Below are 13,793 nucleotides of genomic sequence, written 5' to 3' on the forward strand. Positions count from 1 at the left end.
GCCGGGTTGGCTGGGTTGGCTGGGTCATAAGCTCTGACCCAAGCGCCCTGTCAGCCCGCGAGCGCGGCTTTCGCCGTCTCCACGACATGCTCGACGGTAAAGCCGAAATACTTGAAAAGCTCGCCGGCAGGCGCGGATTCGCCGAACGAATCGATGCCCACCACGCCGCCTTCGAGACCCACGTACTTACGCCAGAAATCGGTCACACCGGCTTCGATCGCCACGCGCACGACGCCCTTCGGCAACACACGGTCGCGATATTCCTGATCTTGCAGATCGAACGCATTCGTACACGGCATGGACACGATGCGCGCGCCAATGCCTTCCTGCGCCAGTTTCTCGCCGGCCTTGAGCGCCAGTTCGACTTCCGAGCCCGTCGCGATCAGGATGATCTTGCGTGCCGGGATGTCGTCGTTCCAGTCGCGCAGCACGTAGCCGCCCTTCGCAATATTCGCAATCTGCACGTCGTTACGCGGCGAGAACAGCAGGTTCTGACGCGTGAAGATCAACGCTGACGGGCCCTTGTGCTCAATGGCATGCGTCCATGCGACGGCCGTCTCGACCGTGTCCGCCGGACGCCACACTTGCAAGTGCGGAATCAGCCGCAAGCTCGACGTTTGTTCCACCGACTGGTGCGTCGGACCGTCTTCGCCCAGGCCGATCGAATCGTGCGTGAACACGAAAATGGACGGCGCTTTCATTAGGGCGGCCACGCGCAGCGCGTTGCGGCTGTAGTCCGAGAAGGTCAGGAACGTGCCGCCAAACGGCCGATAACCGCCATGCAGCACGATGCCGTTGATGGCCGCGCTCATACCGAATTCGCGCACGCCGTAGTTGATGTGGTTGCCCCACTGGATCTCGTTCGTGTTCTCACCGGCGCGCACCGGCTTCGATGCCTTCCAGTTGGTCAGGTTAGAACCCGTCAGGTCAGCGGAACCGCCAAGCAGTTCAGGCAGCGCAGCGGCGAGGCCGTCGAGCGTTTGCTGCGAAGCCTTGCGCGTGGCAATGGTTTCGCCCTTCTGATTCGCGGCTTCAATAATGTTCTTCGCGTCCTGCGCCCACGTGGCCGGCAGTTCGTCGTTCATCCGGCGCACGAATTCGGCGGCTTCGGCCGAATGCTTCGCGCGGTACGCATCGAACTGCTTGTTCCATTCCGCTTCCGCGTGCGCGCCCGCTTCCTTCGCGTCCCATGCTGCGTAGACTTCTTGCGGAATCACGAACGGTTCCCAGCTCCAGCCCATTCCTGCGCGTGCATCGGCGATTTCCTTCAGACCGAGCGGCGCGCCGTGCGAATCGTGGCTGCCTTGCTTGGTCGGCGCACCCTTGCCGATAGTCGTACGGCAGCAGATCAGCGTGGGTTTATCCGAGTTCTTCGCTTGCGCAATGGCTGCGTCCACCGCGTCCACGTTGTGGCCGTCTACCGCGCGGATCACGTTCCAGCCGTACGCTTCGAAGCGCTTCGGGGTGTCGTCGTGGAACCAGTGCTCAACGTGACCGTCGATGGAAATACCGTTGTCGTCGTACAGCGCGATCAGCTTGTGCAGCTTGAGCGTGCCCGCGAACGAACAGGCTTCGTGCGAGATGCCTTCCATCATGCAGCCGTCGCCGAGGAACACGTACGTGTGGTGATCGACGATCTTCGCGCCGTCCTTGTTGAACTCCGCCGCGAGCAGCGCTTCAGCGAGCGCCATGCCGACCGCGTTCGCCAGACCCTGGCCAAGCGGGCCGGTGGTGGTTTCAACGCCCGGCGTGATGCCGTATTCCGGGTGTCCCGGCGTCTTCGAATGCAGTTGGCGGAAGTTCTTGAGTTCGGTGATCGGCAGGTCATAGCCGGTCAGGTGCAGCAACGAGTACAACAGCATGGAACCATGACCGTTCGACAGGACAAAACGATCGCGGTCAGCCCAGTGCGGGTTGCTCGGGTTGTGCTTCAGGTGACGCGACCAGAGCGCGACACCGATTTCCGCCATGCCCATTGGCATGCCCGGATGGCCGGAGTTGGCTTGTTGAACAGCGTCCATTGCCAGCGCACGGATTGCGTTGGCCATCAGGCTGGTCTGGCTGGAATTCGGGGTCGTCATGTCGAGTCCGGTAGGTCCTGAAAAAATCCTGGGATGATTCTCGGCGACGCACCGGAGCAAACGATGAAACCACGTTTTCAACACCCGGAGCGACGAGAAACGAAGAGGATCGGAAGCCGGTTATTCTAGCAGACGACTTTGGCGCACTGCCGCGAGGGCCGTCGCGGCGCCAAAGGAATTGGGCGCCAATTGGCTGCCGCCGCAAAGGTAGATCATAACGAACGCTTCGCGCGGGCACGCTCCCTGCACCGGCATAGCGAGCGAACGCGACGTCGCGCAACAACAGAAATCCGCGCAGCCCTTCTGCCAAAGGGCGTCATGGCACAATGCACTGATCAAGCCGAGCTCGAGGAGAAGCCCTTATGTCCGACCCCCGCCCCGCCGATGTGCCGTGGCTCACGCCTTACCTGACCGTTCGCGATGCCCGTGTCTCCACGGGCTTCTACGAACAGGCGCTAGGTTTTGCGGTGCGTGACAGCGTCAACGACGACGGCGCCGTGATCCACGTCGAGATGACGTATCGCGGACAGTTGATCCTGATGTTTGCCCCCGAAGGCGCCTATGGTTCGCACGCGAAGACGCCGAAAAGCACGGGCCTGATGGCGCCGCAATCGTTCTATCTTTACGTAGACGATGTAGACGCCGCGTTCGCACGTGCGGTCGCGGTTGGCGCAAAGCCGCTGATCGAACCGCAAGACCAGTACTGGGGCGACCGTTTTGCGCAGTTCGAAGACCCGGACGGGTATCGCTGGGCAATCGCCCGGCATTTGAATTAGGCTGGGTACGTCGCGTTCACGGTTGTTCGTCGAACCTTGAACGTTGATCAGGTCGCGCTCAAGCTCCATCACTTCCCTGCCCGCGCGCTTCACGGCGTCCGGGCGAGTCATTTCATGCCACGTTTCTTTGTTGCCAGTCCGCTCGTCGCGGGCGAAATCATGCCCTTGCCGGACGATGTCGTCCGCCATGTTCACGTCCTGCGCCTGCAAACCGACGACACGGTCCACCTGTTCAACGGCTTGGGCGGCGAATATCGCGCGCGCCTGGTTGAGATCGGGAAGCGGACTGCGACCGTGCAACTCGATGAATTCACCGACCGCGAAGCGGAGCCGCCATATCGCGTCACGCTGGTGCAAGGTGTGGCGGGCGGCGACAAGATGGATTGGCTGATCGAGAAGGCGGTCGAACTGGGCGTCACGTCCGTCGTTCCGCTCACTGCCGAGCGCGGCGTGGTGCGGTTATCGGGCGAACGCGCGGCGCGTCGCCAAGGACACTGGCAGGCGTTGGTGCGAGCCGCGTGCGAGCAATGCGGAAGAAATCGGGTGCCGGACGTAGCAGTGCCTCAGGACCTGGACAAATGGCTCGGCAACCTGCCGCCCGCCGAAGACGGCGAGTTGCGGCTGCTGCTGTCGCCGCGAGCGCAGCTTGGGTTTGCCTCTTTGCCCGCGAGCGCGCCCACGGCGCCCGTAACTATCGCGATCGGGCCGGAAGCCGGATTTTCGCCGCCAGAGGAAGCGACCATTGTCGATGCCGGTTTTGTCACCCTTGGTCTCGGACCTCGCATCTTGCGCACCGAGACGGCGGGTATTGCAGTCCTCGCGGCACTGGCCGCGCGCTGGGGCGGGTGGTGAATTAACCGCGGCATCGCTGCGATCCATCTCGAAATAAAACGCAAAAAAGCCAGTCAGCGCCTGTGTTCAACAGACGATGACCGGCTTTCTAACTTCTCTGCGCCGAGAAAACTCAACGCCTTGCGCATGGAACTTGTTCAGAACTCGGGCGCTTGCCGCTTGCGCTCAGGCGAACGAGTAAAACACCCTGAACGCCACACGCCGTTCGGCCCAGAATTCCGCTGCTTCGCGAAACACGTCGAGCAAGGTCTCGCGCCCTTCCTTGTCAAATTTCTGCGCAACAGGCAGTGCTTCCAGCACGATCACGAAACCCGGCTGCGAACCGGCTTTGTGCACGAGGTCGGTGAGACTGTCGTACAGCGCGTCGTAATTCTTCCCGAAGTGCTTCGGAAACAAAAACGACGTGGCGATGGTTTCGAGCACTTCCTGCTTGCTCTGGGCCTGGCCGCAATACGCGTAGAGAAAATGCTGGCCGAGCTTGCTCGCTTCGTCGGCGAGATCCTGGACCCTGAAAGCGCGGATCGACTGCACGATATTTGATCGTACCGTCTTGAAAAGACTCATAGACCCCTCGTTCAATGATGACAGCGCCGTGCTCTGTTCGTCGTCGGGTCGATTTTCGTCTGTCGTGCGGAGTCGCAAAACTCGCTGAAACATGTTGCCATCGCCGGCGAAAAGATCACCCGCGACACCGTTGTCGTGCGCGTAGATGTTGTCGCTCATGCCGTTCATCCCGAAGTTAATCCCGCAATGCGTTTAAAACTCACGTAATGGTCGTCGGTATAGAAGCAGTTGTCGACCTGCCGACGGGGCCCGCCACATACGATCCGCCGTGCGCCGCGATCGCGGGCGCGCGGCGTAGGAACGGTGTATTCGTGGTAAAAGCCGCGTGGGTGCGGCGGCAGCATACGCTCGCGGTTGCCGAACACGATGCCGTCTTTCTCATACGGGAAAGGCCCGCCAGCCTCGATCCGCCGCAGCGTCACAACGGCCTGTTTCGGCAATTGTGCGGCGTCGACGGTAGTCTGCGACGGTTCCGAACCCGTTGATGCGGCATCGCGCCAGCTCTTTGCGCGCGGATCGCTTTTCAGCTTGTCCTTGTCTTGCAACACGTGCGGCGGTTCCGCCTGCGACGCTCCTGCCAAGGCGCTCGCGGCCGGGCTTGGGGAATCCGGCCCGCTTTTCCCGCAGCCGCTCAATACCCACGAAAGCGCCACAATGAACCCACAAAACCATGCGCGCTTCACGAAACCTGTCCCCGCTTTGAACCCAGAAATATGACGACCATTAAAGACGTAAGGGTATCGCTAATGACACCGGGAATCAATGTTGGTTCGGAAGATGCCCATTTTTCAGGCGCTTTTTGCCTCTTATCTGACCGTTACATGCGGCTCGCCAACGCTTTTTCACGAATGACAAAAAAATAGGCCTCGATCATATTTAGGATCAGTCTGAGATATTTTTATCTTATTTAGGTTGAAAATGACTTCATGCATGGTTTGGGGAGCGGAGCCAGCGTCGCCTCTCTCGCGAAGCTCCCACGGTGTAAAAATCGGCATCATTGCTGTTTGGAGGAGAAAGCAAATCCCCTTGCATGCCTCGTGGCGTGCCGGATCATCCGGCACGCTTTTTTTTGTTCCGGCGCCCGAAGTGACCATCAGGAATCCGATCATCCAAGCCGACGAAACGCTGCAACTATGCGGTCCAATCGTCGCGGAAATGAAAAAGAGGGATTGCGACCACTTGCCGCAATCCCTCTTTCTATTTCTGCAATCCCTCTTCCCGGAGTTCTACTCGAACCCGCCAGTCCTGCGCGGGTTCCTGTCCGGCGAACTTTAAAACCCGCTTCGAACCCTTACCGCGCCGCAGCCGTGGCGTCCGCCACCAGCAACGCCGTCATATTGACGATCCGGCGCACCGTAGCCGACGCCGTCAGCACATGCACGGGTTGAGCCGCACCCAGCAGCATTGGCCCAATGGCGATGTTATTGCCCGCTGCCGTCTTCAGCAGGTTGTACGAAATATTCGCGGCATCAATATTCGGCAGTACGAGCAAATTCGCGTCGCCTACCAGCGTTGATTCCGGCAGGACTTCGCGGCGCAGGTTGGCATCCAGCGCTACGTCGCCGTGCATTTCGCCGTCCACGTCCAGATCCGGCGCACGCTCGCGCAACAATGCCAGCGTGTCGCGCATCTTGATGGCCGTCGGCGCGTTGCTGGTACCGAAGTTCGAATGCGAAAGCAGAGCGATCTTCGGCACAATGCCAAAGCGGCGCACTTCTTCCGCCGCCATGATCGTGATCTCGCAGAGCTGCTCGGGGGTCGGGTCCACGTTCACGTGCGTGTCGACAATGAAGATCTGCCGGCCCGGCAGCACCAGCGCATTCATTGCTGCATAGACGCTGCAGCCTTCCTTCTTGCCGATCACCTGATCGACGAAATGCAGATGGCGGTGTGTCGTGCTGATCGTGCCGCAGATCATGCCGTCCGCTTCGCCCTTCTTGACCAGCATCGCACCAATCAGCGTGGTGCGGCGGCGCATCTCCAGCTTCGCCATCTGCGCGCTGATGCCCTTCCTGGCCATCATGGTGTGATATGTCTGCCAGAAGTCGCGATACCGCTCGTCGTGATCGGTATCCACAACCGTGAAGTCCACGCCAGCGGTCAAACGCAAACCGTACTTCGTGATGCGCTGAGCGATCACGGCCGGTCGTCCGATCAGGATCGGCTTCGCAATCTTCTCGTCCACCGCGATCTGGACCGCGCGCAGCACGCGCTCCTCTTCACCCTCCGCGAACACAATGCGCTTCTTGTCCGGATCCACGCTGCGTGCGAGCTGGAACACCGGCTTCATGGTCGTGCCGCTGTGATAGACGAACTGCTGCAGATGCTGTTCGTACGCGTCCATGTCTTCAATAGGACGCGTGGCCACGCCTGAATCCATAGCGGCCTTGGCCACCGCCGGCGCGATCTTCACGATCAGGCGCGGGTCGAACGGTTTCGGAATCAGGTACTCGGGACCAAACGACAGGTCCTGAATGCCATAAGCCGTTGCCACGATATCGCTTTGTTCCTGCCGCGCCAGTTCCGCGATCGCATTCACCGCGGCAATTTCCATTTCGCGCGTGATCGTGCTCGCGCCTGCGTCGAGTGCGCCGCGGAAAATGAACGGGAAACACAGGACGTTATTGACCTGGTTCGGATAGTCGGTACGGCCGGTGGCAAGCACCGCGTCCGGACGCACTTCCAGTGCGAGTTCCGGCAGAATTTCCGGCGTCGGGTTGGCGAGCGCGAGAATCAGCGGCTTTTGCGCCATGCCCTTGACCATCTCCTGCTTCAACACGCCGCCAGCGGACAGGCCGAGGAACACGTCGGCGCCTTCCATCACGTCGGCCAGCGTACGCGCCGAGGTTTCGCGCGCAAAACGGTCCTTGTCCGGGTCCATCAACTCCACGCGGCCCTTGTAGACCACGCCGGCAAGATCGGTCACGAAGATGTTTTCGAGCTTCAGGCCAAGTTCAACCAGCAGGTCCAGACAGGCCAGCGCTGCGGCGCCCGCGCCCGAGGTAACCAGCTTCACTTCTTCAATCTTCTTGCCGACCACGACCAGGCCGTTGGTAATAGCAGCCGCGACAACGATAGCCGTGCCGTGCTGGTCGTCGTGGAACACCGGGATCTTCATGCGCTTGCGGCATTCCCGCTCCACGATGAAGCAATCCGGCGCCTTGATGTCTTCCAGGTTGATGCCGCCGAACGTGGGTTCGAGCGCGCAGATCACTTCGACAAGCTTCAGCGGGTCCATCTCGTTCAACTCGATGTCGAACACGTCGATACCGGCGAACTTCTTGAACAGCACGGCCTTGCCTTCCATGACCGGCTTCGACGCGAGCGGCCCGATATTGCCGAGCCCGAGCACCGCCGTGCCGTTTGTCACGACGCCGACCAGGTTGCTGCGGGCGGTGAAACGCGCGGCATTCAGCGGATTGGCGACGATTTCCTCGCACGCGAACGCCACGCCCGGTGAATACGCCAGCGCTAGATCACGCTGGTTGATCATCTGCTTGGTGGGAGCAATCGCGATTTTGCCGGGGGTGGGAAACTCGTGGTAATCGAGTGCGGCTTCGCGGAGTTTGGCTTTGGCGCTATCGGCAGGAGAGGTCATGAGGCGTCTGGCTTTAGGCGAGATTAGAATAGAAGTTCGAACGCATTGTAGCGCCAATCAACCGACCCTCCGGATGGCAATACCGGCAATTCGCGGCACATAGCCCATTTGGACAAGGGCTGGAAAAGCAGCATCAGCCGTACGCCGGCAGCGGGTTCACGCCGCAAAATTCCCTTATTGAGATGAAACGCGCGTCAACAGGCACGCATCGTCGCCAACTCTCTCCCACCACGTCGCCGGATTGCTGATGCTCTCAGAGTTTTCCCTGATCGAACGATATTTCTCCCAGCCCGCCGCCGCGTTCCCGGCAACGGACGACGCGCCGAAGGCGACGCTCGGCATAGGTGACGACTGCGCGTTGCTTGCCCCGAAGCACGGACAGCACCTGGCAATTTCCACGGACATGCTCGTGTCGGGCCGCCATTTTTTCCCCGATGTGTCCCCGTGGGCGCTCGGTTACAAGGCGCTGGCGGTGAACCTGTCGGACCTCGCCGCTATGGGCGCAAAGCCGCGCGCGTTCACCCTGGCGCTGTCGATGCCGAAAGCCGATGAAAGCTGGCTCGAAGCGTTCAGCAGCGGCCTTTTCCAACTAGCCAACCAGTACGGCTGCGAGCTGATCGGCGGCGATACAACCAGCGGCCCGCACGTGTGCATCAGCATTACCGTGTTCGGCGATGTCCCTGTTGCGCAGGCACTGCGGCGCGATGCCGCACGACCGGGCGACGATATCTGGGTATCCGGCGTGCTTGGCGGCGCGCGTGCCGGGCTCGGTATCCGCCGCGGCGAATGGTCGATGAAAGATCCTGCCGGCGAAGCCATCGCAATCAAGGCGCTCGAACTGCCGGAACCGCGCGTGGCGCTCGGCATCGCGTTGCGGGGTGTCGCGCACGCCGCGCTCGATATCTCCGACGGCCTCGCCGGCGACTTGCTCCACGTATTGAAGCGCTCGAACGTGCGCGCGACGGTGAATATCGATCAGATACCGCGCTCCGGCACGCTCGCTGGGCTGCCCGCGGCCACGCAGGTGCATTGCATCCTGGCGGGCGGCGACGACTACGAACTCTGCTTTACCGCGCCTGCCGCCGTGAGGACCGAAATCGAGCGGATAGGGACGGCGCAGGGAGTTTTGTTGACGCGTATCGGTACAATCGAGGGTCCAGCCACCGAGGAACGAGCGGCGTCCAACACGTCCGGCACAGCCCCGAACGACTTGCCGGCCATCGACTGGCGCGACAACACCGGTCCGGTTTCTTTCCCCGACACGGGCTTCGACCATTTTCATGCAGACTGATCCGATCATCGACACAATTGACGAGACACCCCGCCCGAAGCCGTCGCGCCGCACGAGCGCGCGCTTCATGCTGTCGCATCCGCTGCATATCCTGTCGCTGGGCTTCGGCAGCGGCTTGTCGCCGATCGCGCCCGGCACGGTCGGCACCTTGTTCGCGTGGGCGTCGTTCGTGGTGTTCAACCCGCACCTGACGGTTGCCGAATGGGCCTTGCTGATCGCCGTGGGGTTCGTGGCCGGCTGCTGGTTCTGCGGTTTCACGGCGAAGAAAATGGGCATTTCCGATCCGTCGCCGGTGGTCTGGGACGAGATCATCGCGTTCTGGCTGGTGTTGCTGTTCGTCACGCCGGCCACGTTCACGGGGCAGTTGTGGGCGTTCATCGTGTTCCGTTTCTTCGACATGGTGAAACCGCCGCCCATCAGTTATTTCGACCGCCGGTTGAAAGGCGGTTTCGGCATCATGTTCGACGATATTGCCGCTGCGTTCTTCACGCTGCTCGTAATTGCGCTATGGCGCATGACCATTTGATTTCTGTCTTGCCCGCATCTCACGTTTCCGACCGCCCCCACCCGAGGCTTTGCCATGGCTACCGATAACGTCGTCCACCAGCTCGCCATCCGTGCCGGCAACAAACTGCGCGACGAGCGGCTGATGCTCGCGACCGCCGAGTCGTGCACCGGCGGGATGGTCGCCGCCGCCATGACCGATATTTCCGGCAGCAGCGCGTGGTTCGAGCGCGGTTTCGTCACCTATTCGAACCTGGCGAAGACCGAGATGATCGGCGTGCCGGCCGACCTGATCGAGCGCCACGGCGCGGTCAGCGAACCGGTCGCCAAAGCCATGGCGGAAGGTGCGCTGAGGAACAGCCGGGCGCAGGTATCGCTATCGATTACCGGCGTGGCCGGACCGGGCGGCGGCACGGAAACGAAGCCCGTCGGCATGGTGTCTTTTGCATGGAGCAACCGCTTGCACACGGCGGTGGAGACGCAGCAATTCAAGGGCGATCGCGAGCAGATTCGCACCCAGGCGGCGGCGTACGCGCTGCGCGGCTTGCTGGAACTATTGGAACGAAGGGAACGGTGAGAAGACGGTGATCGAGCGGATGGCGGCAAGACAGGCGGAGACACGAAGGGCCATGCACGGGCGGGTTTGCTGATGCCGGCGTTTGTGTACAACACGGCGCAAATCGTCAAATGGCTCGGCGCGCATACCGTTGCCAAGGCACGCGGGTACGTGGACGACGTGACGCGTCTGCACTGGGACGAAGACGTGCTGCGCGCCAACGTTCAAGGGACGCAACGCCAGCCTTATACCGTGGAGGTGACGTTTAACGATCAGCACGGCAAACTTTCCGCGCAAGGCCGTTGTTCGTGCCCGGTCGGATTCGGCTGCAAGCATGCCGCCGCCGTATTGCTCGCGAGCGCCGCGGACAGACCGCGCGAGTCCGAAACCGTGCGCCCCGAGGTAGCAGGCTGGCTTGAAGGATTCCGCTCGCGGTTCGCCTCCACTCGCAGTGCCTCCGCAAAAAAGCCCGGCGAGTCGAGCGGCGCGCTCGCGCTCGTTTATATGCTGGGAACGTCGCGCATCATGCGCACCGCCGAAGTCACGCTGTATAAAGTGCGGCTCAGTCCGGACGGTTCGGTCCACACGTTCGACCGGCCCTGGACGAATCTGGACGCGGCGCTTGTCAAGCAGCCGAAGTTCGTCGGCGATGAAGACATGAGCATCGTGCGGGGGCTCCTCATTGGACGTACCCGCAACGATTTCGGCGGCTTCGGGCTCCACGGCGAAGAAGGCGCGGACTTGCTGCAGCGCATGCTGGCGACAGGACGGTTATTCAGCGCCAGGCTGGCCAGCCACGAGACCTCGGGGCCGCGCCGGCCGCTGCGTGAAGGTGAGCAGCGGCCGGGACGAATCGAGTGGACGCCCGATCTGGACGATCGCGTGCGTCCCGTGCTGCAAACCGAGCCGCCTGCCACGTTGGTCATTCCCACCGAACCGCTGTGGTTCGCCGACGCGCAGACGCTTGAAGCGGGCATCGTCGATATGCCGCAACCCGCGCGGCAACTGGCCGATTATTTGTCGATGCCGCCCATCTCGCTTGCCGAAGCGCCGCTGGTCAGCGCAATGTTGCGTGAAGTCGACTCCGATCTGCCTCCGCCGCCGGAGCCGGAAACGCTGAACGTGCGTATTGTCGATACGGAACCGGTGCCGGTGCTTGTGCTCGATACGCAGCCCGTCAACAGCAGTTGGCGTCCCCGCGACGAGCGCACCGCCGCGAACGTGCTCGACTTTGCCCTCGTGACTTTCGATTACGACGGTTTCAGCATCGACCCCACGCGCGCCACCACGGTCATGCGCGCCGCGTCCGGTGAGATGGTCCAGGTGAGACGCCGCCACGACGTTGAAGCGCGTTATCTGGCCTCGCTCTACGATCTTGGCTTCCGCCAGATTCCCTCGCATCAGCGTTTTGGACCCAAGCCCATTCCCAGTGGCGTGCTCGGCTTGCCCGTGCCCGACGCATGGGCCGTGTTCACCAACGACGCGCTACCCGCGTTGCGTGAGGACGGCTGGCGCGTGAGCATGACGCCGGAATTTCGCTTCGACTTTATTGAGATCGACGACATCCAGGGCACCGCGCGCCAGGGAACCGATGGCTGGTTCGACCTGGAACTCGGCATTGCCGTGGGGGATCGGAGCGTTCGGCTGGAACCGCTGCTGGCTGACCTGTTCCAGCGCGACCGGCGCTGGCTGGCGGGCGCTATCGATTCGATCCACGACGACGAAGGCATCGAGCTCAAGACCGATCTTGGCGAGCGGCTGCGGGTGCGGGCGTCGCGGATCAAGCCGGTGGTACGCGTACTGATCGATCTCTTCGATACCCTCGGCACGCATCCGCTGCGTGTTTCCGAACAGGACGCCGGACGGCTGGAAGCGCTCAGCGACACGGGCCGCTGGGAGTTTCACGGCGATGTTTCCATTCGCGAGCTTGCTCAGCGCTTGCAGGAAGGGCCGGGGCTGCGGGAAGTGCCCGTGCCGCTTGGCTTGCATGCCGAGCTTCGGGGGTATCAGCGCGAAGGGCTCAACTGGATGCAGTATTTGCGCGAGCGCAATCTGTCGGGAGTTCTCGCCGATGACATGGGTCTCGGCAAGACCGTGCAGACGCTGGCGCACATTCTGGTCGAGAAGGAGTCCGGACGGCTCGACCGGCCGGTGCTGGTGGTGTTGCCGACCACGCTGGTTCACAACTGGCGTGAGGAAGCGAAAAAGTTCGCGCCAGATTTGAGGGTGCTGGATCTGCACGGCCCGCAGCGCAAGGAACGTTTCGATCAGATTGGCGAGCACGATCTTGTATTGACCACATACCCGCTGCTGTGGCGCGATCAGGCGATGTTGTCGTTGCACGAGTACCACCTGCTGATCCTTGATGAAGCGCAGATAGTGAAGAACGTCGCGACCAAGGCCGCGAAGGGTATTCGCGATTTGCGCGCGCGGCATCGGCTATGTTTGACTGGCACGCCGCTGGAAAACCACCTGGGTGAGTTGTGGGCGCAATTCGATTTCTTGCTGCCCGGTTTCCTTGGGACGCAGAAAGATTTCACGAAGCGTTGGCGCACACCGATCGAGAAATACGACGATCCGGTGCGGCGTGAGTTGCTCGTGCGCCGGATTCGGCCGTTCATGCTGCGTCGAAGGAAGGATGAGGTCGCGAAGGAATTGCCGCAGAAGACGACCATTGTGCGGACCGTGGCGCTCGAGGGTGCGCAGCGTGATCTGTACGAGACCGTGCGGATCGCGATGCAGGAAAAAGTGCGGATGGCGGTGGCGGATCAGGGCTTGGCGCGCAGCCATATTGTCGTGCTTGAGGCGTTGCTCAAGTTGCGGCAGGTTTGCTGTGATCCGGCGTTGGTGAAGCTGGCGCGGGCGAAGCGTGTGGAGGAATCGGCGAAGCTCGATTTGTTACTCGATATGCTGCCGGAGTTACTTGAAGAAGGGCGTCGGGTGCTGTTGTTTTCGCAGTTCACCGGGATGCTGGCGATTATTGCTGCCGCGCTCGATAAAGCCGCGCTTCCTTATGTCATGTTGACGGGAGATACGACTGATCGGATTACGCCGGTGACGCGTTTTCAGGATGGCGAGGTACCGTTGTTTCTGATCAGTTTGAAGGCGGGTGGCGTGGGGTTGAATCTGACGGCTGCGGACACGGTGATTCATTACGATCCGTGGTGGAATCCGGCGGCGGAGAATCAGGCGACGGACCGGGCGCATCGGATTGGGCAATTGAAGCCGGTGTTTGTGTACAAGCTGATTGTGGCGGGGAGCATTGAAGAACGGATTGTGGCGATGCAGGGCCGCAAAGCCGCTCTCGCCGATAGTATTTTGCGTGAGGACGCGGCTGGGGCGGTGAAGTTTTCTGCCGAGGATATTGAGGCGTTGCTGGCGCCAATGCCAGTGGGGTGAGTTGGCACTCGGGGTTGGGGGGGGGGGGGGGGGTGGGTGGGGTATTAGGTTCTGGGGTTAGTGGTCGGAGTCTATGCCGGGTTGATGCTTTCAGCGTTAGTGGTCTGCGTGAGTCGGATTTTCTCTTTATCACTATTAGCCACTGTGCGTGGCGGCACGTCATTTCTTTGTC

10 protein-coding genes are annotated in these 13,793 nt (G+C 61.5%); 6 read left to right on the forward strand and 4 right to left on the reverse strand.

What is annotated here, in order from left to right:
• Nucleotides 1-50: 50 nt before the first annotated feature.
• Complete coding sequence (tkt, locus tag HB376_RS36335) at nucleotides 51-2,081, reverse strand: transketolase (RefSeq protein WP_213768528.1); 2,031 nt, start codon at nucleotides 2,079-2,081, stop codon at nucleotides 51-53.
• A 362-nt stretch (nucleotides 2,082-2,443) separates the two neighbouring features.
• Here tkt and HB376_RS36340 point away from each other — a divergent pair, with 362 nt between their 5' ends.
• Together HB376_RS36340 and HB376_RS36345 are read left to right on the forward strand one after the other, a co-directional pair.
• The gene (locus HB376_RS36340) at nucleotides 2,444-2,857 is read left to right on the forward strand and encodes a glyoxalase/bleomycin resistance/extradiol dioxygenase family protein (protein ID WP_062089626.1); all 414 of its coding nucleotides are present in this window, start codon (nucleotides 2,444-2,446) and stop codon (nucleotides 2,855-2,857) included.
• A gap of 114 nt (nucleotides 2,858-2,971) precedes the next feature.
• Nucleotides 2,972-3,709, forward strand: coding sequence for a 16S rRNA (uracil(1498)-N(3))-methyltransferase (locus tag HB376_RS36345; protein ID WP_213768529.1), 738 nt, complete (start codon nucleotides 2,972-2,974; stop codon nucleotides 3,707-3,709).
• Between the two features lie 165 nt (nucleotides 3,710-3,874).
• On the opposite strand, the gene HB376_RS36350 is transcribed toward HB376_RS36345, so the two are convergent.
• From HB376_RS36350 to HB376_RS36360, 3 genes are all read right to left on the reverse strand, one after another.
• A complete protein-coding gene (locus tag HB376_RS36350) occupies nucleotides 3,875-4,432 on the reverse strand; it encodes a barstar family protein (protein WP_213768530.1) in 558 nt (185 codons plus the stop codon).
• 5 nt (nucleotides 4,433-4,437) lie between these two features.
• Complete coding sequence (locus HB376_RS36355) at nucleotides 4,438-4,956, reverse strand: ribonuclease (RefSeq protein ID WP_346730649.1); 519 nt, start codon at nucleotides 4,954-4,956, stop codon at nucleotides 4,438-4,440.
• Nucleotides 4,957-5,564: 608 nt separating this feature from the next.
• The gene (locus tag HB376_RS36360) at nucleotides 5,565-7,871 is read right to left on the reverse strand and encodes an NADP-dependent malic enzyme (protein WP_213768531.1); all 2,307 of its coding nucleotides are present in this window, start codon (nucleotides 7,869-7,871) and stop codon (nucleotides 5,565-5,567) included.
• A 247-nt stretch (nucleotides 7,872-8,118) separates the two neighbouring features.
• Between HB376_RS36360 and thiL the strand changes: the two genes are divergently transcribed.
• The 4 genes from thiL to HB376_RS36380 all read left to right on the forward strand — a co-directional run bounded on the left by thiL (nucleotide 8,119) and on the right by HB376_RS36380 (nucleotide 13,621).
• The gene (gene thiL / locus HB376_RS36365) at nucleotides 8,119-9,162 is read left to right on the forward strand and encodes a thiamine-phosphate kinase (RefSeq protein ID WP_213768532.1); all 1,044 of its coding nucleotides are present in this window, start codon (nucleotides 8,119-8,121) and stop codon (nucleotides 9,160-9,162) included.
• A complete protein-coding gene (locus tag HB376_RS36370; protein ID WP_255631769.1) occupies nucleotides 9,152-9,688 on the forward strand; it encodes a phosphatidylglycerophosphatase A in 537 nt (178 codons plus the stop codon). Before thiL ends, HB376_RS36370 begins: the two co-directional genes overlap by 11 nt.
• A gap of 54 nt (nucleotides 9,689-9,742) precedes the next feature.
• Nucleotides 9,743-10,243, forward strand: a complete 501-nt coding sequence (locus HB376_RS36375; RefSeq protein ID WP_213768533.1) for a CinA family protein — start codon at nucleotides 9,743-9,745, stop codon at nucleotides 10,241-10,243.
• A gap of 72 nt (nucleotides 10,244-10,315) precedes the next feature.
• Entirely contained in the window at nucleotides 10,316-13,621 is a 3,306-nt protein-coding gene (locus HB376_RS36380) for a DEAD/DEAH box helicase (protein WP_213768534.1), read from the forward strand.
• Nucleotides 13,622-13,793 lie beyond the last annotated feature (172 nt).

It is taken from the genome of Caballeronia sp. dw_19, assembly GCF_018449515.1.
GTDB lineage: Bacteria > Pseudomonadota > Gammaproteobacteria > Burkholderiales > Burkholderiaceae > Caballeronia.